Annotated in this window: 18 protein-coding genes; 11 read left to right on the top strand and 7 right to left on the bottom strand. The window is 59.2% G+C overall.

Translation table 11 applies throughout. From position 1 onward, the window contains the following. The coding region (locus D8U70_RS22680; RefSeq protein WP_130929770.1) for a general secretion pathway protein GspC at positions 1–299 on the bottom strand (299 nt) is incomplete at its 3' end. Between the two features lie 120 nt (positions 300–419). Here D8U70_RS22680 and D8U70_RS22675 point away from each other — a divergent pair. Further along, positions 420–866 (top strand): GspH/FimT family pseudopilin, encoded by a 447-nt coding sequence (locus D8U70_RS22675; RefSeq protein ID WP_073471095.1) that lies wholly within the window; start codon positions 420–422, stop codon positions 864–866. Beyond that, on the top strand, positions 863–1,471 hold the full coding sequence (locus D8U70_RS22670) for a prepilin-type N-terminal cleavage/methylation domain-containing protein (RefSeq protein WP_130929769.1): 609 nt from the start codon (positions 863–865) through the stop codon (positions 1,469–1,471). The genes D8U70_RS22675 and D8U70_RS22670 overlap by 4 nt, the downstream gene beginning before the upstream one ends. Before the next feature lie 391 nt (positions 1,472–1,862). Here the strand turns inward: D8U70_RS22670 and D8U70_RS22665 are convergent, their stop codons facing one another. From D8U70_RS22665 to D8U70_RS22655, 3 genes are read right to left on the bottom strand one after another with little or no spacing between them, the layout of a single operon-like run. Then, positions 1,863–2,801 (bottom strand): DUF4880 domain-containing protein, encoded by a 939-nt coding sequence (locus D8U70_RS22665; protein WP_130929768.1) that lies wholly within the window; start codon positions 2,799–2,801, stop codon positions 1,863–1,865. 32 nt (positions 2,802–2,833) lie between these two features. Continuing rightward, on the bottom strand, positions 2,834–3,385 hold the full coding sequence (locus D8U70_RS22660) for an RNA polymerase sigma factor (protein ID WP_122704069.1): 552 nt from the start codon (positions 3,383–3,385) through the stop codon (positions 2,834–2,836). Next, entirely contained in the window at positions 3,382–4,104 is a 723-nt protein-coding gene (locus tag D8U70_RS22655) for a secretin and TonB N-terminal domain-containing protein (RefSeq protein ID WP_071172670.1), read from the bottom strand. The genes D8U70_RS22660 and D8U70_RS22655 overlap by 4 nt, the downstream gene beginning before the upstream one ends. A gap of 163 nt (positions 4,105–4,267) precedes the next feature. Between D8U70_RS22655 and D8U70_RS22650 the strand changes: the two genes are divergently transcribed. Next, positions 4,268–4,555, top strand: coding sequence for a hypothetical protein (locus D8U70_RS22650; protein WP_241664681.1), 288 nt, complete (start codon positions 4,268–4,270; stop codon positions 4,553–4,555). Between the two features lie 157 nt (positions 4,556–4,712). Here D8U70_RS22650 and D8U70_RS22645 read toward each other — a convergent pair whose 3' ends face one another. Next, positions 4,713–5,153 (bottom strand): carboxymuconolactone decarboxylase family protein, encoded by a 441-nt coding sequence (locus D8U70_RS22645; RefSeq protein WP_130929766.1) that lies wholly within the window; start codon positions 5,151–5,153, stop codon positions 4,713–4,715. A 367-nt stretch (positions 5,154–5,520) separates the two neighbouring features. Between D8U70_RS22645 and D8U70_RS22635 the strand changes: the two genes are divergently transcribed. From D8U70_RS22635 to D8U70_RS22615, 5 genes are all read left to right on the top strand, one after another. Continuing rightward, a complete protein-coding gene (locus tag D8U70_RS22635; protein ID WP_130929765.1) occupies positions 5,521–6,954 on the top strand; it encodes a PLP-dependent aminotransferase family protein in 1,434 nt (477 codons plus the stop codon). Positions 6,955–7,077: 123 nt separating this feature from the next. Continuing rightward, positions 7,078–7,371, top strand: a complete 294-nt coding sequence (locus D8U70_RS22630) for a putative quinol monooxygenase (protein ID WP_016774982.1) — start codon at positions 7,078–7,080, stop codon at positions 7,369–7,371. A gap of 229 nt (positions 7,372–7,600) precedes the next feature. Beyond that, entirely contained in the window at positions 7,601–8,002 is a 402-nt protein-coding gene (locus tag D8U70_RS22625) for a cupin domain-containing protein (RefSeq protein ID WP_130929764.1), read from the top strand. 216 nt (positions 8,003–8,218) lie between these two features. After that, positions 8,219–8,932: an ATPase gene (locus D8U70_RS22620; protein ID WP_130929763.1), complete on the top strand. Its 714-nt coding sequence runs from the start codon at positions 8,219–8,221 to the stop codon at positions 8,930–8,932. 293 nt (positions 8,933–9,225) lie between these two features. Further along, positions 9,226–10,527 carry a hypothetical protein gene (locus D8U70_RS22615; RefSeq protein WP_130929762.1) on the top strand — a complete coding sequence of 434 codons (1,302 nt, stop codon included), beginning with the start codon at positions 9,226–9,228 and terminating at the stop codon, positions 10,525–10,527. A 61-nt stretch (positions 10,528–10,588) separates the two neighbouring features. Here D8U70_RS22615 and D8U70_RS22610 read toward each other — a convergent pair whose 3' ends face one another. Both D8U70_RS22610 and D8U70_RS22605 read right to left on the bottom strand, forming a co-directional pair. Beyond that, positions 10,589–15,484 carry an NAD-glutamate dehydrogenase gene (locus D8U70_RS22610; protein ID WP_130929761.1) on the bottom strand — a complete coding sequence of 1,632 codons (4,896 nt, stop codon included), beginning with the start codon at positions 15,482–15,484 and terminating at the stop codon, positions 10,589–10,591. A 479-nt stretch (positions 15,485–15,963) separates the two neighbouring features. After that, positions 15,964–17,358 (bottom strand): hypothetical protein, encoded by a 1,395-nt coding sequence (locus tag D8U70_RS22605; protein ID WP_110647061.1) that lies wholly within the window; start codon positions 17,356–17,358, stop codon positions 15,964–15,966. 293 nt (positions 17,359–17,651) lie between these two features. Between D8U70_RS22605 and D8U70_RS22600 the strand changes: the two genes are divergently transcribed. The 3 genes from D8U70_RS22600 (at position 17,652) to D8U70_RS22590 (ending at position 21,447) form a co-directional block, all read left to right on the top strand. Beyond that, positions 17,652–18,008 carry a hypothetical protein gene (locus D8U70_RS22600; RefSeq protein ID WP_110647060.1) on the top strand — a complete coding sequence of 119 codons (357 nt, stop codon included), beginning with the start codon at positions 17,652–17,654 and terminating at the stop codon, positions 18,006–18,008. 519 nt (positions 18,009–18,527) lie between these two features. Beyond that, positions 18,528–19,544, top strand: coding sequence for a YcaO-like family protein (locus D8U70_RS22595; protein WP_241664680.1), 1,017 nt, complete (start codon positions 18,528–18,530; stop codon positions 19,542–19,544). A 196-nt stretch (positions 19,545–19,740) separates the two neighbouring features. Beyond that, positions 19,741–21,447 carry an ATP-binding cassette domain-containing protein gene (locus D8U70_RS22590; RefSeq protein WP_130929760.1) on the top strand — a complete coding sequence of 569 codons (1,707 nt, stop codon included), beginning with the start codon at positions 19,741–19,743 and terminating at the stop codon, positions 21,445–21,447. Positions 21,448–21,601 lie beyond the last annotated feature (154 nt).

The raw sequence follows: 21,601 nt of genomic DNA, 5'->3' as shown, positions 1-21,601 counted from the left end.
TTCTCCCCCACCAAAAAACTCCTCGGCGCGCCATCGTTCAAACTCAATATCGCCACCGTCCCGCTCCCGCCCGCGATCACCCCACTCACCTTGATGTCCACCGGCGCGGTCTCATTGGAGAACCACTGCAACGCCGGGCTATCGCTCCTCGCCGCGAGCACTTGCGGGGCGGCTGCGGGTGTGTGGGACTCCGCGGAGGTCAGCATCAGCGATGACCATGTCGCGACGCCAACCAGGGCGGCGAGCAGTGCCAGGGCCTGGACGGTTTGCGCTGGGGTAATGCGTGCGGTGAATTTCATGGGTTGTCGCTCCTTGTTGTCCCTGTTGCCAGCCTACGCGGCAATTCTCTCCGTTTTATTTCACATGCCTTACATGTTCGCCGGGCACGATGGGGTGGGACGCCAAGGAGCGCGTGGGTGATGAGCAGGCAGCAGGGTTTTACGTTGATCGAGTTGATGGTGGTGCTGGTGATCATCGGGATTGCCAGTGCGGCGATCAGTTTGAGTATCAGGCCTGATCCGTTGCAGTTGTTGCGCAAGGATGCCGAGCGGGTTGCGCAGTTGTTGCAGGTGGCGCAGGCCGAGGCTCGCGCTGATGGGCGACCGATTGTGTGGGTGACGGATGCCAAGGGGTTTCGTTTTGGGCGGCGTGGGGATGATGGCGTGGGGTTTGAGTCGTTCAAGGAGGATGCGCAGTTGCGCCCGCGTGCGTGGCAGAGCCCGAAGGTGGAGGTGCGTGTGGAGCCCCGGCAGACGGTGGTGCTGAATGCCGAGTGGATCAATCCGCCGTTGCGGCTGATTTTGTCTGATGGGGCCAATCGGCTGAGTGTGCTGCGCGATGGCAGTGGGCGGATCAGTATTCAATGAAGACTCAGCAAGGGTTCACTCTGATTGAGGTGATGGTCGCGATTTTGCTGATGGCTGTGGTGAGTCTGATTGCCTGGCGCGGGCTGGACAGCGTGACGCGGGCGGACAGTCATTTGCAGGTGAGCAGTGAGCAGAGCGATGGGTTGTTGCGGGTGTTGAATCAGTTGCAGCGGGATGTGGACATGCGCGCGGGGGTGGAGTTGAGCGAGCCGCGCAAGGTCGGGGCTGAGGATGAGGCGCCGACTGCGCCGCCGGCGGTGACGGTGCGCAGTAGTGATAGCAAGGGGTTTCGGCTGGATATTATTCGTAGCGCGGCGGATCAGCCGGGGGCTTTGCAACGGGTGCGGTGGTGGGTCAAGGGGCATACGTTGTATCGGGCGGTGGCTGAGGCGAGCAGTCGCTATCCGTTGCCGGCGCCTGTTAATGGGGTCGCTGTGTTGAGTGAGGTGAGTGATGTGCAGGTGCGGGTTTGGGAGGTGGATAAAGGATGGCGGCAGTTGAGCGGGAATCGGCGGGAGGATCCGTTGGGGTTGGAGATTAGTTTGAGTCGGCAGACGGCGCAGGGGGTTGAGCGTTATCGGCAGGTGATTGGGTTGTTGCAATAATTTGGCAGTCACCAAGCAAATGTGGGAGCGAGCCTGCTCGCGAACGCGGTTGGTCAGTCAATGTTGTTGCCACTGGTAGACCGCTTTCGCGAGCAAGCTCGCTCCCACAATTGGGTTGGGGCGGTCAGTTGCAGGTTGGGTGGCTGTTAGGCCGTTATCGCTGGCAAGCCAGCTCCCACAGGGTTCGAGTGCGACCGGAAGATATTGGTCGGCTGGGAGACCGCTTTCGCGAGCAGGCTCGCTCCCACAATTGAATTGGGGGCAGTCAGTTGCAGGTTGGTTGGCTGTTAGACCGTCATCGCTGGCAAGCCAGCTCCCACAGAAAGCAAAAGCAAGATCAAAAGATCGCAGCCTTCGGCAGCTCCTACATTTGGATTGCGCTGGGCTTTGGTTAGCTGAGGACGACGACGCCGCCCGGCAGTTCGGTGCATTTGACGCCGTAGGCATCGCGGATCAGCAATGCGACGCCGGCGAGTTGGTCGAGGTTGAAGCGGGCCTGGACGCGGCGTTGGCCGAGTTCGCGGTTGAGCAGCAGGAGCATGCCGGGGCGGTAGCGGTTGATTTCGTCGATCATCTGGCTGAGGGTCGCGCCGTTGAACACCAGCACTTGCTGGCGCCAGTTCATCACGGCGGCGGTGTCGACGGTTTGTACGTTGCCGATTTGCCGTGCGTCGTAGGTGACTTGCTGGCCCGCTTCCAGGCGCAGGTTGCGGCCGTCGATGGCGACGTCGACCGCGCCGTCGAGGCAGGTCACGCAGACTTGCTGGTCGGTGTTACGCAGGTTGAAGCGGGCCTGACTGGCGCGTAACCACCCTGCTCCGGCCTGCATCGCCAGTGGCAGGCGTGCGGTCTGCACTTCAACTTCGCCGCTGACCAGTTCGAAGCCCTGCACGCCGTTTTCGACGCTGCGCTGGTTGATGCGGGTTTGGGTGTTGAGTTCGAGGCTGACGCCTTGCGCCGGTTCGACCAGGCGCTGCTGGCCAACTTCGGTGATGTAGTCGGCGCCTAGTCCTTCGAAGCCACCGGGAATCGTGCCGCGCACCAGCAGGAATGCGGCGGATGCGGCAATCGCGCCGCCGAGAAATGCCCGTCGACCGAAGCTGCGTCGGCCCTGCACGGCTTCGGCGGCCGGTTGCAGGTGATGCCATAGCCGCTTGGTTTCTTCGAACGCCCGGGCGTGTTCGCCACTCTGCGCGCACCATTCGCGCAGGGCGCGTGCGTCGGCGACGGTGGCGCGGCCCGAGGTCAGCAGGATCAGCCAGTCGAGGGCTTCGCTGTGCAGAGACTCAGTGGCCGAGGGCTCGGCGGGTTTCAGTCGAAAGATGTTCAAACGCGCAAATTCTCAACGGATTAATCGGGTCACTATTCGCTAGACGGTTTTCCGGCCCCGCGACCGAACCGCTGAAACACTTTTCTTTCCAGTTTCGCTGCGCAGAAGCTCAGCGCGGCTTTGATTTCCTTCTCGACCATGCGCGTGGAGATGCCGAAACGCTGGGAGATTTCCAGGTGTGGCGCCTCCTCCAGCCGCGCGGCGATGAAGATCCGTCGACGCCGTGCGGGCAGTTCGTACAAGGCGCTGAGCAGGGCCTGCATTTCCTTTTGCCCGCCGACCACCCGCGCCGGGTCGAGGGCTTCGTCGCCCAGTTGCAGCAGTTCCTCGACTTCGGTGCCGGTGAGCAGGCGCGCATCGGCCTGACGGCGGTCGGCGGCGATGTTCAGGGCCATGCGATACAGGTAGGCGTTGGGCTTGAGCAGGTTTGGCGGGGTCTCCATGCGATCGACCCGCAGCCAGGTTTCGTGCAGCACGTCATTGGCCAGGTCCTCGGAACCGAGGCGGCGGCGCAGGCGCACGCGAAAATCCTCGTAGGAGCTGAGGAACAGCTGGCCCATCACGCTTTGTCCGGCGTCTTTCATCCCCCGGAAACTCCTTCCCATCTCGTGCATTCCATGCGTTTCCCTGACGACTCCGGTAACAACAGCAACGTGACCGGCTGGCGCAAGGCGCTGGGCGTCGGCCGATCGATTGTGAGGTTGCGAAAACTTTCCACCAGCGCGTTATCGCGCCGTACATCGCCGGTCGAAGTGACCAACCGGTTGTGCTGCACCACGCCGTCGCGCCCGACCCACACCTGCAACACCGCGCGATAACTGCCCGGCCGGGTCAGCGGCGAACGACACAACTTGCGCTCGATCGCCGCTTGCACCGCCGTCGCGTAACTGCGGTTGACCGCGACAGCGGCCGGCGTGGGTTTGTCCGTCGGCACTGGCAGATCTTCCACCTGCGCCGCTTGCAGGGTGAACGCGTCGGCGCGGGCGTAACGCGCCATCAACCCGGTGCCGCCGAGCAGATGGCGCAAGGCATCGGCGGCGGTGAATTCGCCATCCACGGCGAGGGAGCGACGGCCCCGGCTCAACTGGCTATCGACCAGCACGGCAACGCCCGTGGCGCGGCTGTATTGATCCAACGCCCGGGCCAGCTCCTGCGCCGGGATGTGCAAGGTCATGCGCATGTCCGCCGCTGCCGGATCAGCATTGGCCGCGCAGGTCAGCAGACCGAGCAGCCAGCCCAGACCCGCGCGGCGCACAAGCGTCGCCGAGCGCTGAAGACTGATCCGCGAACTGCCTCGCTGCACGACTGGCGCACCCCTGAAAATCGCTATCCTGCGGGGCATTTATGACTCTGGTATGACGGGCGGTGCAAAAAAACCATCACGGGTTTGCCCCGCGCTTGCACTAGACTCAAACCCAGAGCGGCCCATTCGGGCGGGCCAGGAGGCAGACATGAAAACGCGGTGGATGTGGGTCTTGCTGATCACGGTGGGCGCGGCGCAGGCGGAGGAGCCGCTGGGTTGTGTCGAGGTCACGGTCGGCGGTTACAAGGCGCCGAATTACGATTGCCTCAGCCAGCAGATGGGCAACAATCCCGACGGCGCGGCGGCAGCGCAGAAGAACATGGAAGCGTTGAATGTGCCGGTGCACAAGCGCGCGCCGAATCAGGTCGGGCTGGCGACCCCGGCGGCGACCAGTACGCGGATGGGGAATACGTTTGGCACCTCGGTGAAACCGCAGCGACCGCCGCAGTGAAGGACTGATCGTTCCCACGCTCCTGCGTGGGAATGCAGCCCGGGACGCTCTGCGTCCCATTGGAACGCGGAGCGTCCCTTGAGGCATTCCCACGCGGAGCGTGGGAACGATCGGCGTGTACCTCTTCTTTCTCTCGTTTTTGTTTTTACGACGCAACTCAGTCACTCGGGGTCTGGCGGAAGCTGACGGCCAAGCGATTCCAGCTATTGATCGTGCTGACCGCAACCGTCAGGTCTACCAGTTCGCCTTCATCGAATTGCTCGCGCGCCCCCTGGTAGACGTCATCCGGCACGTGGCTTTCGGCCAACAGCGTTACCGCCTCGGCCCAGGCCAGAGCCGCCCGTTCGCGGGGGTTGAAGAAGTTGCTGTCGCGCCACACCGCGATCGCGTAAAGACGCCGATCACTCTCCCCGGCTCGCCGCGCGTCCACCGAGTGCATGTCGGTGCAGAAAGCGCAGCCGTTGAGTTGCGAGGCGCGGATCCGGATCAATTGCAGCAGCGGCGCTTCGATACTCAGATCGCTGGTCAGCGCCTCCATGGCAAGCATCGCTTTCATCGCCTTGGGCGACGCGTTGTAGTAATCCAGACGCAGGGACATGGCGCGGCTCTCGGCAGGCGGAATGATGAGTTCACGGTAAGGGTTGTGCGGGCTGTGTTACAGCCCCAATTCCACGAATTTCGGCTACACCACTGCCCCCCTACCTTTACGCGCTGATCGTTCCCACGCTCTGCGTGGGAATGCAGCCATGGACGCTCCGCGTCCACTGTGACGCAGAGCGTCACGGGAGGCGTTACCACGCTGAGCGTGGGAACGATCAGGTAACTGACCCACCGCTTTCGCGAGCAAGCTCGCTCCCACAGGGACTTGCGCCAATTTGCGGTTTTTACTCCACGCAACTACTGCCAAAAGCCCAACAACGCTAATCTGACCGACACTTCACTCAACACCCGGGAGCCTCGTCGGTATGGAACTTCATGTCGTGATCAACGGCCGCAAGGATCTTGCCGGTCAGTTGTATCAGCAGTTGCGCGGGGCGATTGAATCCGGGCGGTTGGCGGCGGGTACGCAGTTGCCGCCGAGTCGCTTGCTGGCCGAGCAATTGGGCATTTCGCGCAAGACCATTTCCGACACTTATGCGCAGTTGACCTACGAAAACTTCCTCACCGGCGTGATCGGCAAAGGCACCTACGTCAACGCCCGCCCGGCGCAGGTGCAGCGCAAGCAGAGCCACACCGAGCTGGCCAGTGCCGAGGTGATCGAGAGCTGGCGCAATCTGCCGGTGTTCCTGCGTCACCCGACGCTGGAAGGTTCGCTGCGCTACGACTTCATCGGTGGCGCCACCAGCAAAGGCCAGTTCCCGCACGACGACTGGCGCCGCTGCGTCGCCCATGCGATGCGGCAGATGGCGCAGTCGAAAGGTTTCTACAGCGTCGCCGAAGGCTTGCCGGCGCTGCGCAATGCGATCGCCCGGCACATCGCGTTTTCTCGCGGCATCAACTGTCAGGACGAGGACATCGTGGTGTGCAACGGCGCACAGCAGGCGCTGGACCTGATTGCCCGGGTACTGACCCGCCCGGGCGATCTGGTGGCGATGGAAGATCCGGGCTATCCACCCGCGCGCTTGCTGTTCGGCACACACGGCGCCGAAGTGGTCGGCGTGCCGGTGGATGCCGAGGGTATTCAGGTCGAGCACATTCCCGATGGCGCGCGGCTGATTTATGTGACGCCGTCGCACCAGTTCCCGCTGGGCATGGCGATGAGTCAGGCGCGCCGCGAGGCCCTGCTCGCCCGTGCCCATGAACTGGGCGCGATCATCATCGAAGACGATTACGACAGTGAATTTCGCTACGAGGGCCGGCCCACCGATTCGCTGTACAACCTCGATCAGCGCGGTATCGTCGCCTACGTCGGCACCTTCTCGAAAACCTTGCTGCCGGAGTTGCGCCTGGGCTACGCGATCCTGCCGCCGTCGATCATCGAGGCAGTGATACGCGCCAAACAGCTGACCGATCTGCACGCCTCGACCCTGCCGCAGTGGGCGCTGGCCAAGTTCATCGCCGAGGGTTGCCTGCTCAAGCACATCCGCCGCTGCCACACGATCTACGCGCAACGTCGCGAACGCATCCTAGAGCGCATGGCCACCGACCTTGCAACGTGGCTGCAAGCCGTGCCGGCCAGTGCCGGGTTTCACATGGCGGTGTTCTGCAAGGTGCCGATCGATTTGCCGTTGGTCATCGAGTTGGCAAAAAAGGTCGAGGTCGGCCTGTATGCGATCAGTGGTTTCTACTACCAGCAGCCGGCGCAAGAAGGCCTGTATTTCGGCTTCGGCGCCATCGAAACCCTCGACATCGACATCGCCCTCGATCGCCTGCGCGACATCCTCGAACAGCTGTCATGAGCCGTTGGTATAAGGCTTTTACCGCCGATTGGTTATTGGTGATTCACGGCGGCAGGCCTATTCTGCACAGGCGTTATCCCTCAGTGAGCAGGATTCGTCCGGCCTGATTCAGGAGTGTGAGCAATGTCCAACGAAGTGATCAACACGGTTGAGGTCAAGGCGGTTGCGGGCCGCTCGGAAGAGCTTGGCAAGCAATTGCAGAAGATCGTCGACACCCTGCGCGAAACTCCGGGCTGCGATTCCTACCTGGTCGACCGCTGCCCGGAAGACAGCCACCGCTGGACGGTCAGCGCGCGCTGGCAGTCGGAAGCGGCGATGCAGGCGCATTTCAACCGGCCGGAGGCACAGGGGTTTATCGACCTGATCGATAGCCGCCTGGCCAATAGCGTCGATTTCAACAGCTTTCCCATCGTCTGAACCGGCCTCTTCGCGAGCAAGCTCGCTCCCACAGGGTTATTTGTTGTTCACAAGACGGGTGAGCAACCGCAGAACCTGTGGGAGCGAGCTTGCTCGCGAAGGCGATTTGCGCCACACCGAAATCCTTGCGAGACCAATTGGTCACCTGATCTTCGCGAATATTGGCCGTTTGAACCGGCCACATTGCGGCCTACTGTGAGCACACCCCCACCATCACAGGTAACCCGCCATGAAAGCCCTGCACCTCGTCGCTGCCGCCCTCGCCTTCACCCTCTCCGCTTCAGCAATGGCTCACGACCCATCCGAGAAAATCACCGTCCTGCAGGACCAACTGCTGAAAAACGTCCCCGGCAAGAAAGCCATGATGATCGAAGTCGACTACAAGCCCGGGCAATCCTCGATCGCCCATAAGCACGAAGGCACTGCGATGGCTTACGTGCTCGACGGCGAGGTGATTTCACAGGTCAAGGGCGAAAAAGCGATCACTTACAAGAAGGGCCAGTTCTGGTACGAGCCGGCCGGTTCCGAGCATTTGGTGTCGAAAAACGCCAGCTCGACCAAGCCTGCCAAGTTGCTGGTGTTCATGGTCCTGGCCCCGGATGAGCAGGTGCTGATCCCGCTGGAAAACTGATGGCTGAACGGCCAGCCATAAACGAAAGGCGCGAATCGAGCATTTGCGCCTTTTTTATTGCCTTGGGGCATTACCTGCAAACGCTTAAAGCCAATAAAACTAACCCCGCACAGGTTATTCAGGCAACGGTCAGGCCGGCAGGTTTAACCTGAATATCCGCCGAACCATCGGCCCGTGCACACTCATCGACAGACCTTGTTTCACGGGAGAAACACCATGAAACCTGCGCTTCACGCCCTGCTGGCGATCTCCATTTTGATGCTCTCTGCCTGCTCTGTTCCCACTGCCCCGCAAGCCGTGTCATCCCTCGACACGCTGCTGCCGCACCCGACCGGTCGCAGCAGTGCTACTCAGGTCAACAGCGGCCCCGGCGTCTCGCTGGGGGTGATTTACAGCCCCGGCACCCAGGCCAATCGCCAATACTTGCGCGAGTATCAGGCCAAGGCCGGCACCGGTTTTGGTCAGAGCCTGCTGGTGCAGCCGATCCACGATGCCTACGTCGCCAGCTCCAGCCCGGATCGCGCGGTGGAGTGGGTCAACGCTTCGCTGCAACGCCAGTTCGGCTCGGTGACGGTGTACCCAGACATGCAAAGCCTGCGCGCGGCCAGGCCGGATGTGGTGGCGATCGTCGATACCCATAGCCAACTGATCACCTCGCGCAGCTCGGATATCCGCGCGGATGTCAGTGCCGATTTTTACGATGCGCAATTGAACTACATCGGCACAGCGAAGGGCTCGCAGGCGCGGGAACTGACGCCGGTGTGGGCGGACTTCAAACGCTCGGAAGAAATCGTCGCGGATATCAATCAGCAGGAGGAATTGCAACTGGCGGCGTTGCGCGAGTTTGACCGCTCGCTGAGTAATCTGGTTGTGCGGCCGGGGGAGAAAGTGTCGATGCTTGAGGGTAAACCAGCTCAAAAGTTGTATTGAATGTAAGTGCCTCTTCGCGAGCAGGCTCGCTCCCACATTTGGAATGCGAATCCCTGTGGGAGCGAGCCTGCTCGCGAAGGCGCCAGACCAGACACCACAAAAACCTCTGACATTAAAGCCCGCCAAGACTGGCCATCCTGCTGCCAAATCCACAATCATCCCCCGCTGTCCACTGTCAGGTCTGACAGTGGACAGCGCGACCGAAAGCTTCCCAAATACCAGCACTGCGTTGATTTGCCGGTCTCTATCGACTGATCGCTTTACGCAAAAACAGCGTATTCGAGGAGCTGACCATGACTGAAGTCAAAGACACCGCCGTGCATAACCTGGACCCCACTTTCGGCCCCGACAAAAATGGCCTCACCTGGTTTGAATATCCCGATCAGGAAAACGGCTTCGCCAACGCAGTTACCGTCGCGGCGGACGGCAAGCTGCTGATCGCCGCCAGTGCGGGCAACAAGTTCGCCATTGTGCGGTTGAAGCCTGATGGCACACAGGACGCTTCGTTTGCCCGGGATGGCGTGGCGACCGGGGTTTTCGCGCAGGGCTATAAATCCACGGGTGGCAGCATCAGCATCCTCAAGAACAACAATCTGTTGCTTCAGGGTGCCTTTGTCCTACACGAATACGCACTACCACAGCGCTGCTTGGCAATGTTTCGCAATGACGGAACGCCCGAGAGCGGATTTGGCGACAACGGCGTGGTCATCGTTAGCCAGATTCCGTTGCCCGCCCTCGTGTCGTCCGAGGTAGCACCGGAGCAAAAACGCACTACGGCATCCGATTACAGTGGCCATGCCATTGAACTGGCCGACGGAAAACTGATGGTCCTGAGCAATCATCAATATTCCCCCAATGACCAATACGGTCTTTTGATCAGGCTGCATAGCGACGGGGCTCTGGACACTTCCTTTGGCCAAGGACAGGGTTACATCACGATTCGATACCTGGACAATTCCACGTGGGCTGGCTCACTGATCCGGCTGCAGGACGGCAAATTCGCCATCGCAGGTTACGTTTCACGTAAAGACCGCTACCGCGCAATGATCGCCCTCTTCGACGCCGCAGGTAAGCCTGTCAGCAGCTTTGGCGATAACGGTTTTGCCCTGTTCGAGCGCCTGGACAAGCTCAGTCAGATCAACCAACTGGTGGAAATGCCTGATGGCAACATCCTCGGCATCGGTAGCGCCACCTCGGAGGATCTTGTTCACAGGGGCGTCCTGGTTTGTGTCGACAGAAATGGCAAATACGCCAGCGACTTCAATGAAGGGAGTCCAGTCCTGACGTCTTATTCCGATGCGCCTTTCGGCATCCAATGGACTGCTGGCACGCTGCGAGAAGGCGTACGCATCGTGTTGCTTTCCAGCACCCACGGCGAAGAAGATTCCGAAATCGTCATTGCCCAGTTCAAATCGGACGGCGCTCCGGATCGCGGTTTTGCCGACGACGGTGTGCTGGTGATCAATCTGACCGACGTGCTCGACATGGCGGGAGGTCTTGCTATTCAGAACAATCAGATTGTCGTAACCGGAACATCCCTGCCCCGTGCCGACGGCGTTGGTAGCTTCGCCTTCCGCTGCGCCGATACGCTCTGAATGACAGACAAGAAAAAGCCCCGCCTCTTTCGAGAGCGGGGCTTTTTCACTCAGCCACTACTTACGCCAGTTCAAGCTCGGCATTCGCAGCAACCGCAGGCACGATTACTTGCCCGCTCAACGCCAGATCCAGCAGTTCACGGTTGGCCACCGCGTACATGGCGTAGTCCGTACCGCTCGCAGCACGGATTTCCACCAGCATGGCGCGCCAGCGTTCGATCATGCTTTCGTGCTGGGCCATCCACAGCGCCAGGCGTGCTTCCACATCCTGGGAGCCGTCGCCCTGTTGCAGGACGGAGATGGTGATCGCCCGTTGCTGCCAGTCGACATCATCACGGAACGCTTCACGCGCCAGAGCCTGCCAGTTGTTTTCCACCGGCAGCGCGCTGATCTGTTGCAGGTACCAGGTGATGTCCAGCGCAGAGCCCACGGCGAAGTAAGCCTTGGCCACTTCGGCCGGGTCCTGCCCGGTGACGTCGGCGGCTTCGATGATCGGCAGCAGCGTGTACAGGTGCGAGGTGCCCGCAACCATACGCGCCAGCAATTCCGGTACACCGGCTTCGACGTACGCCTGATAGCGCGACTGCCAGTTCTCGCGGATTTCGCCGCTGAGCAGTTCGTCGAGCTTCAGACCCAGCTCTTTCAGGTGCGGACCGAAGTGCGCGACGTCACGGGCAGCGTTCTGCTCGTTGCGGCGGGCACGCAGGAACCAGCGCGTGGCGCGACGGCCCAGACGCATCAGCTCGTCCATCAGCTCCAGCTGCACGTCAGCGGAAACCTGATAGTCCAACGCTTCGATCTGACGGAACCAGTGCGGGAGGTGGAAGATGTCACGCACGATCACGTAAGCGCCAGCCACGTTCGCCGGGCTCATGCCGGTCGACTCTTTGAGTCGTTGCACGAAGGTGATGCCCATGTGGTTGACCAGATCGTTGGCGATCTGGGTGCTGACGATCTCGCGCTTCAGACGGTGACGACGCATGGCTTCGGAGAACTTGCTGACCAGGGTCGGCGGGAACGCCGTTTCCATGTCGCGGGTCAGGTAATCGTCGTCCGGCACCAGCGAGCCGAGCAGCTGTTCCTTGAGGTCGATCTTGCTGTAGGAAATCAGCACCGACAGCTCAGGACGGGTCAGGCCGTGGCCCTCAGCGACGCGCTCGGTCAGTTGCTCTTCGGTCGGCAGGAACTCGATGGCGCGGTCCAGCTTGCCACGGCCTTCCAGATCGCTCATCAGACGCTTGTACTCAGCGATGCGCGCGTAGGCACGGCGCGCCGCCAGGGACAGGGCCTGAGTCTGCTTGTAGTTGTTGCCCAGCACCAGATTGCCGACTTCGTCGGTCATGCTCGCCAGCAACTGGTTGCGTTGCTTGTCGGTCATGTCACCGGCCTGAACCACTTCGTTCAGCAGGATCTTGATGTTCACTTCGTGGTCGGAGCAGTCCACGCCACCGGCGTTGTCGATGAAGTCGGTGTTGGAACCGCCGCCATTGAGACCGAATTCCACACGACCCAGTTGGGTCATGCCGAGGTTACCGCCCTCGCCCACGACTTTGCAGCGCAGCTCGTTACCGTTGACGCGCAGCGCATCGTTGGCCTTGTCGCCGACATCGGCGTGGCTTTCGGTGCTGGCCTTGACGTAGGTGCCGATACCGCCGTTCCACAACAGATCCACCGGCGCCTTGAGCAAGGCGTTGAGCAGTTCGGTCGGGGTCAGCTTGTCAGCCTGGATGTCGAAGCGTTCTTTCATCTGCGGCGAGATCGCGATGCTCTTCGCGCTGCGCGAGAAGATACCGCCACCTTCGGACATGATGCTGGTGTCGTAGTCGGTCCAGGCCGAACGCGGCAGGTCGAACAGACGCTGACGCTCGACGAAACTGGTCGCCGGGTTCGGATTCGGGTCGATGAAGATGTGCATGTGGTTGAACGCAGCGACCAGTTGCAGCTTGTCAGACATCAACAGGCCGTTACCGAACACGTCGCCGGCCATGTCGCCGACGCCAACCACGGTGATGCTGTCTTCCTGGACATTGATGCCGCGCTCGCGGAAGTGGCGCTGTACGCCGACCCACGCGCCCTTGGCGGTGATGCCCATTTTCTTGTGGTCGTAACCGGCCGAACCACCGGAGGCAAACGCGTCACCCAGCCAGAAGCCGTAGTCGATGGCGATGCCGTTGGCGATGTCGGAGAAGGTTGCAGTGCCCTTGTCCGCCGCAACCACCAGGTACGGGTCATCGTCGTCATGACGCACGACATTGACCGGCGGTACCAGTGCGCCGTCCTTCAGGTTGTCGGTGATATCCAACAGACCGGAAATGAAGATGCGGTAGCAGGCGATGCCCTCGGCCGCGATCTCGTCACGGCTGCCGCCCAGTGGCAGGCGACGCGGCAGGAAGCCGCCCTTCGCACCTACCGGCACGATGACCGAGTTTTTCACTTGCTGGGCTTTTACCAGGCCGAGCACTTCGGTACGGAAGTCCTCTTCACGGTCGGACCAGCGCAGGCCACCACGAGCAACGTTGCCGAAGCGCAGGTGCACGCCTTCGACGCGTGGCGAGTAGACGAAGATTTCAAACTTCGGCACTGGCTTCGGCAGCTCAGGGATCGCATGCGGGTTGAACTTGAAGCTGAAGTACGACTTGTTCTGGCCGTTGGCGTCAGTCTGATAGAAGTTGGTGCGCAGGGTGGCTTTGATCAGGTCGAGGTAACGACGCAGGATGCGGTCTTCGTTCAGCACCTGAACGTCGTCCAGTGCGGTCAGAATCGCTTGTTCCAGACGCAGTTGCTTGTCTTCCAGATCGTCGCTGCCGAGCTTGCGCGCCAGGTAGAAACGGGTCTTGAACAACCGGGTCAGTTCGCGAGCGATGTCGGTGTGGTTGTTCAAAGTGCTGGCGATGTAACCCAGGTCGAAGCCCAGACGAATCTGCTTCAGGTAACGGGCGTAGGCACGCAGAAGTGCTACGTCGCGCCATGGCAGACCGGCGGTCAGCACCAGACGGTTGAACGCGTCGTTTTCGGCATCGCCGCGCACGATGTGCACGAACGCGTCCTGCAGCGTGTCGTTGAGTTGCTGGATGTCGAGGTCCAGACCTTCAGCGGCGGTGAAAGCGAAATCGTGAATCCAGAATTCGCGGCCGTTGGTGTGGCGCAGGCGATACGGGAATTCACCCAGTACGCGCAGGCCGAGATTTTCCAGAATCGGCAGGACGTCGGACAGCGCCAGCGGCGTGTCGGCGTGATACAGCTTGCAATGCAGCTCGCGCTGGCCGGAGACCTGACCGAGCGGCTGATAGAAGCTCATCACCAGCGGATTTTTTTCGTTGAGGCTCAGCAGGTGCTGCATGTCGACCACGGCCGAATGCGCAGCGAAACGCTCGCGGTAGCCGGCCGGGAAGCCTTTCGGGAAGTCGGCCAGCACGTTGGTGCCGTGGGCTTCGCCGAAGCTTTCGACGGTCAGTGCGGCGTAGTCGTCCTGCCAGCTGCGGCAGGCCTGGACCACTTCTTTTTCCAGCAGCAGCGGGTCGATGTCGAGGCGGTTCTTCGGATCGACGCGCAGAATCAGCTGCACGCGGGCCAGCACGGATTCCGAGAAGAAAGTCCAGAATTCGCAATCGGAAGCCTTCAGGCGCTCCATCAGCACTTGCTGGATCTTCTGGCGCACTTCGGTGGAATAGATGTCGCGCGGCACGTAGGCCAGGCAGTAGCAGAAGCGACCGTACGGGTCTTTGCGCAGGAACACGCGGATCTTGTTGCGTTCCTGGATCTGCACGATCGACATCACGGTGGTGAACAGTTCGTCGACCGGGGTCTGGAACAGGTCGTCACGCGGCAGCACTTCGAGGACCTGCGCCAGTTCCTTGCCCAGGTGAGCCTTGGACTGGAAGCCGGAGCGGCGCTCGATTTCTTCGACCTTGCGGCGGATGAACGGGATGACCCGCACGCTCTCGCCGTACACCGATGAGGTGTACAGGCCCATGAAGCGATGTTCCTTGATGACTTTGCCGTCGGCGTCGATTTCACGGATCGACACATAATCCGGGTAAGCCGGACGGTGTACGCGGCTCGGGTGCGCAGCCTTGGCGAACGACAGCAGGGTCGGTTCGCGCAGGTAGGAGACGGCGTAGTCTTCGATGCGCAGGTCTTCGTAGGTCAGGCCGGTGCGCAGCAGTTTGGTCAGGCCGAGGAAGGAGTTCCGGTCGTACTCGATGTGGCCGCCATCGGCCTGATCGGTAACCACAAACTCTTCGTAGCCGAGGAAGGTGAAGTGGTTGCCCACCAGCCATTCCAGGAAGCTCTTGATTTCGTTCTTTTCGTCGGCATCGACCGGATAGGCGCTGTTATCGAGCTGGGTGAGGATGTCCTGCACCTTGGCTTTCATCGGCTCGAAGTCAGCGACGGCTACGCGCACTTCACCGAGCACCTGCTCAAGCTCTTTGCTCAGCACATTCAGCTCGGCCGCGTTGGCGCAACGGTCGATTTCCAGGTACATCAGCGATTCGTGCAGCACGCCTTCGCCGGTGCTGCCTTTTGGCAGGACTTCCAGCAATTCGCCCTTGCTGCCACGACGTACGCTGAGCACGGTGGTCTGCAGGGTGTGAATGCTGTAGCCGCGACGGTTCAGCTCGGTGCGCACCGAGTCGACCAGAAATGGCAGGTCGTGGTGCAGCACTTCGACCGCGGTGTGGGTCGACTGCCAGCCGTGGCGTTCGTAATCGGGGTTGTAGACACGCACTTGCGGTTGCGCGTGATCGAAGCGCTCAAGCAGGCGCCACGCAGAGAGAGTACAGCCAGCGAGGTCGGAGAGGCGACGTTGAGTCAGCTCGTCCAGGGAAATGATGCCGAAGAATTGTTCAGCGAACAGCGCCACTTGTGGCAGTGCCTGTTCACTGATGTGCTGCGCCAGTGCCGCTTGCAGTTGGTGCTGGAAGTCGGCTTTGCTGGCTGCGGTGAAGAACGCCATCTGTGGTACTCCGCTTAAGCTTGTTATTGATGGAAAGCGTCGCGTGCAACACCCCTTTCGGGGCTGGTGTCGCCCTGTTCCTGATTCTCGGGCAGAGGAAACAGGGAGACAGGTGGGTGAAGCTGGACGGGACACTCAGGTCACATTCACCTTCCATGAATGAGCATCTGCAAAAGCGACTGCCAGCACTGCCGACAATGCCTTTACGGGTGCTCATCCGTTGCGCAGCTTAATGGGTGCGACAATGTGTCTGCTTGCGGTGCTGCGACATATTCGGTCATTGGCACGTAAATGCAGGGTTTGGCCTGCATCAACACTAGCAGGCGTGCGCCGAAATGCAGGTTCAAAACCCCGGTTTCACGGGACTTTCGTGCCAGGTCGGTCGCCGAGGACGTTACATATCCGGAAACGAAAACGCCCAAGGCCCTGTTATCGACCCTGAGCGTGGCATCCGGTTCAGCGCCAGCGGTTGACGCGAATCAGTCCGGCAGTTCCTCAAAGGCTCTGAATTTGCTCACCGTGGCGCAGTCGTAGCACATCGTCTGCAGGATCTGCTTGTCCATGCTGGCGTCAATGTTGCTCGAATCGCATTCGCGGCAAAACAGGCGCAGATGGCTGAGCAAGTCGCTGTCGAACGCCACGGCGGAAAAGAACTGCGGGACCAGTTCGTCACGCCAGTACATGCCCGGCGATTTGGAAAATCCGGCGCCGCTGTCCTTGAGCACCACGTCGTAGAGCAAGCGCTGCAAGGCCGTTTGCGGTACTCGCGCATCGCGATGGGCGTTCTTGCGCCAGTTGCGCGCGAGCGCGTCCTGCGCCGTGCTCAGCATGTTGCGCGGAATGGTGTTGGAGGCGTGACTGCGCCCTTTGGAATTGCCGGTGGCATAAAAGTGCGCGGCGTTTCGTACCGCCAAGCGGGCGAAGTAATACAACTGACTCACCGAGAAGTCCTGCAGCAACTGCCCGACCACCTCCTCGGCACGGGCCTCGGCCGTGAAGGCAAAATCCACTTCAGCGGCCAGCACACGGATGTATTGAATGGACGCTTCGCGGGCGAGACTGAAGACCAGCGAATAGATTTCGCTCTTCCAGGCGGCTTTGACGCTGCCCGACAACTCCTGATACAGCACCTGATACAAATTCTCGCGGGCACAGCGCGTTACGCCGTCGAGCGTGACGCTGGGCAGCCAGCGCACCGCGCTGTACTCGCGGATATTGCAGCCTTCGCTGCGATCGAAGGCGTTGATGTCGGAATCGGTGGAAACTGCCAGCACCCCGGCTTCGTGCAGGCCTTTGAGCAGCTCTTCACGGGCCTCGAACGTCAGGGCGAGCAGCTCTTCTCTGGATGGCGCATTCAACGGCGCAATCCATTCAACGGTCGCGCCGTAACCATCATCCAGCAAAGCGAGCAACGTCAGCTTCTGCACAAACCCCAGATTGGCGTAAGGCACTGCGGGGCATCGCGCGCCATATCGAGCTTCCAATTCCAGGCGATCACGCGTGGCCCGGGCGGCAAGCTGCTGCTGGCGCACCTTGAAACATTCTGTGCAGCTGCAAGTCATGTGGCGGGTATTGGTGCCGGGAAGGCTTTGCTGGTGCTCACAGCGTACGCATTTGAATGTACTGCGCAGCGAAAGCGGAGTACCCCTGGCGTGTCGGCGCACCCACATCGGCAGTTTGCAGTAAGGACAGCTGAGGTCGGCACTGATGACCGGGGGCAAAACCTTGAGCAGACTGCGCACCGTTGCAGGGATCTGAAATTCCGCCATCAGCGCGGCGGTTTTTTCGCCTTCGAGATAGCGCTTGTAGATCTCCTCGATCTGTTCATCGGACAGGTGGCGGATTTCTTCGGCGCGATCGAAATATTGGGTCATGGCAAAGTTCCCTTTTTGGGGTTGTCGTAACGCACTCCATTGCGCAAGAGCGGCGAAACTAACGGTAAAACTGTGGCGATCACAAGCGAAAAATCGCAATTTCGGGTGGATTTTGCGCATCCGGTAATCGCCTTACGCTGGCGTCGGATTTTCCCTTCTCGCTACTCGGAACCGGGCGACAGAAATGTCCTGCTTTGCCACTTTTTACCGATGCAGGCAGCGCAAACCGGTTGAGACTGGCAAAATCGCGCCTTCGAACAGACTCACCGCCGCCACTGCCCAGGATTTCCCCCATGCAAATGACCACCGCCCTACTGATCGTCAACCCGTGCGACGACGAAGAAGACAACATGGCCATGCTCTGCTGCCACAGCGACAAGGGCGAGATGTTCCTGATGAGCCGTTACCCGGATGAGGATGAGCTGGAGATCACCCTGGATGGCGAGCCTTCGACGCTTGACGGGGTGAAGGTCACGCTGACTTCGAAACTGCTGAAGATCGAGATTGCTGCGGCGGATGCCGATGCGTTGAATGGCGATGATGTGCTGGAGATCAGCTTCAACCCGGATATGGTGGATATGGATGAGGTTGTTGAGACTTTGAAGAATATTCTCGATGGGACAGGAACTTTTGTAATTAATCTGGAATAACCAGTTCGGCTCGCATGACAAGATAAATGACGACGGCATTTGATCGCCTCTTATGCCATCGTCATTAATTGCACGCTAATTGACACCTCTACAAGTTCTAAACACCTGCAAACCATAATTCGCGCTAATTTTCCGCATAGAACGCCGCTGTGTTTAACAGCACGAAGTTCGATCCTACTACTCCTCAAGAAGCGCCCTACGCAATCATCGGAAGCCGTCTGATTGCGGGTTCAACTCTCCCTTGTTATTACTCGTTGCGCTTGCAAAAAAACATGCAAGCTCGGCGCGCAAAAAAATGCCGACAACGTGATATTCAATGGAGTCATATGTAATGGGTAGAAAACGTTCTGAAATAAACACCTTCGATGATTTGCCTTATGGCTCGGGCCACTTTGAAGGTTTCCTAGCGACGGAACTGGACTTCTTCGCCTCACTGACCCGCTGACTCGGCCTCCCGATCAGCCAATCCTGAAAATGCCGAAAGTCGATCTTTCGGCATTCAAGCCTACGAGGCTCACCATGTCAGAGCGTGAGATTTCATCCAGGGAAGCGTTTGTCCGAATAAACAATGTTATCCAGACACTGGGTTTGAGAGCGCGAGTGCGCTATGTCGATGACGGTAATCTGGTCGCTACTGCCGAACTCTATAACGAATACGACACGCTGATTGAATCAGGCGCAGGCAAAGGTCCCGACGCGCTTGTTGGTGCACTTGCTGAAAGCCTTGAGCACTACGCGATGTTTCACGCCGAGCCGCCATTTTGCAAAACGCTTGGTTGCAGTGACATCGCTTCGCAGAACGGGGTCGAGTCGGACGGCATTTTCACAAGTCTGCGAAAAAACATCGAGCCTCTACAGTGTCTTCAGCTTGCATCACTCGACGGCTGCGCCGGGCTTTTTGTGCCATGCGCCCTGCTGTATCCGGTCAAAGATGAACGTAAAACAACGAGTCAACCGACGCGCTTTTTAAATCGCTACGCCTCTAACTCAGGAACTGCTTTCGGCTGCACGAAATCAGAAGCACTGCTGCACGGTACCCTGGAACTGATTGAGCGACACCTGTTGTCCCGGTTTTTCATGGCCGTCTGCAGACTGATACCTCCGATCGATCTCTACTCACCGTCGGCGCCCCTGCTTGCGCAAGCCCTGTTCAACAACTCATACGCGCTACGGGCTGCCGAAGCTTTGCAGATCATCATTATCAAAGACGAGTCAGAAGTTTATCTGGCAGTTGCATTCCCACGAACCGGCCCCGGCGACCGACATATATCCGCAATCGGCTCCGGCTGTTCTTTGGACATATTTATCGCCATCCAAAGAGCGGTAACGGAGCAATTCCAATCAAACGCCTTATACGACGCCAACGATGAAATCGCGGACCGAAAGGTACTTGATGTGCTTTGTCAATCCGAGAAACTGAAACAGCTGATAGACTTTGCACCTGTTAAAAACTTGAAACTCAATACCCTGGCGCCGCCAAAAACCTGCTTGCACTCTCTGTTCCTGAACAACTTGCTTTGCTCCGAAAAAACCTGAGCGGTATGAACAAAGTCCTATTTTTCAGAACAGTCATGGAGTACCCCGGGACCAACGTAGTTACCCATACTTATATCCCGGGTCTCGACCGATTCAACATAATCAGAAATGGCCAACCCGTGGCTCCTCAGCACATTCTGCTCGGCACCAGGAGCTCGCCAACGGCGTGATTCAAAACGACCACAGGCACATACTCATGCAGACATTTATAAGAACAGCCTGCGAGAAACATCGACTCCTGCTGGTGATGACAATAGGCGCAACCATCACCCTGAAAATCCTGGCCCTGGCCCCTCCTTTGTTATTGGGCAAGATCGTCGATTCACTAAACGATGCCGATCACACAACGCTGCGTACGCTGCTTTATTTCACCGCAGCTTTTACGCTGGCCGGTTGCATTCAGTCGATGACCACCCCCCTGCAAACGCTGCTGCTCTCAAAGCTTGTCCAGCGAATTGTCATGGGTGCTTCCATCAATTGGATGGCGCGGTTGATGGGCAAGGATTTTTCCCAGTTCGGCACGTGGCGAATAGGACAGTTCATCAAGTCGGTCGAGCGCGGAATCACTGCCCACGAACAGTTGCTGATGTTCTTCGTCACTACAGGTTTTCCCCTGTGTCTGGAGTTTCTTATTGTGGCCGGCGCATTCTGGTATATGGGCGGAGCCTGGGTTTTCTGCGCGCTAGCTGGCCTCGGTGGCTGTTATCTCTACGCAACTCACCGGATCATTCGATGGCGCAGAAAACACATCGATGCTGTTAATGACCAGGAGGATGAGCTGAGTGCAACCTTGGTCAATACTTTGAGGGCTGGTAAATCGATAAAGCTGGAACGCGCCGAACGCACGGCCCTGCAACCCTTGAACCGAGCATTTGAGCGCTACGCCAACGCTGCTGTAACCGTAGCAGGCTCGGGCGGACTGTTGAGCGCGGCGAAGATTTTGTTTATCAGCCTGTCCACCGGCGGTTTGTTGGCTTGGGGAGTCATGGATCAGACGTCCGGACAAGCAAGTATCAGCGTCGGTCAGTTGGTGGCCATTTTCTCTATTGCTGGTACGTTCCTGTTGAATGTATCGGCACTGACCGAAGGCTATCGGGTGCTGGATCAATTCTCGGCTGATCAACGGCGACTCAAAGAATTACTTGCAACTGCTGACTTCGATAACGATCGCCGCCATTACTCTGATGCGTTGCATAACCTATCAACATTACGGCTCGAGCCCTGCGAGATCACCCATAACGGTGTTGCGCAGCTATCAATTGCCAGCCAGATCAGCTTCCGACAGGGCCAATCCGTCGCGATCATCGGGCCCAGCGGCGCTGGCAAATCGACGTTACTCGAAGCGCTGGCAGGACTGGATTTTTCGGTGCGGCCCCGGCTGTTCATCGACGAGCTGTGCATAGATCGCTTAAATGCTCGCGTTCATCTGGAAACGGTGCGTTACAGCCCCCAGTCTCCGCAGTTCCTGGAAGGAAGTTTTGAACAGTCCGTACTTTTCGGTGTTGAGCAGTCGAAAACATTGAACGAGGCAATTCAATCTCTCCAGCTTGATGAAATCATTGGCCGAGGTCACATCGCTGAAAACGCCACCAATATCTCCGGAGGTGAAGCGAAGCGGCTTTCGTTGCTGCGACTCCTGAATCGACCGGGCAAATTCAATCTGTTTGATGAGCCGAGTGCTTCGATTGAACCGAAACTCGCCACACCAGTGTGGGATTTGCTATTCAAGACATTCGCTGGACAGGGCTTTATATGTGTCACTCATGATGTTGAACATCTCCATCGTTTTGACCGCGTGCTCGTCATGCAGCGGGGCGCCATCGTTGATGAAGGCAAATGGTGCGAACTGCTTGAGCGCCCCGCCATCAAGGTCATATTGAACAGCTTGCACACGCAGACCTGAATCGTAGCAACGTCCAGAAACGGCCCTACACAGTGCAAACGGAGGCCGATACTGACAAATCGCGCAAATGCCGTTAGTCGCCGCCCCCCACGATGGATTAAAGTAACGCCCCCAGCCCCGGCGTTATCCGAACGCCCCGGCCACCCCCTTTCCA

The sequence above is a fragment of the Pseudomonas sp. Sample_20 genome, assembly GCF_004307585.1.
Taxonomy (GTDB): Bacteria; Pseudomonadota; Gammaproteobacteria; order Pseudomonadales; family Pseudomonadaceae; genus Aquipseudomonas; species Aquipseudomonas atacamensis.
The sequence above is the reverse complement of the archived record's forward strand: the minus strand, read 5'-3'. Positions and strand labels throughout refer to the sequence as shown.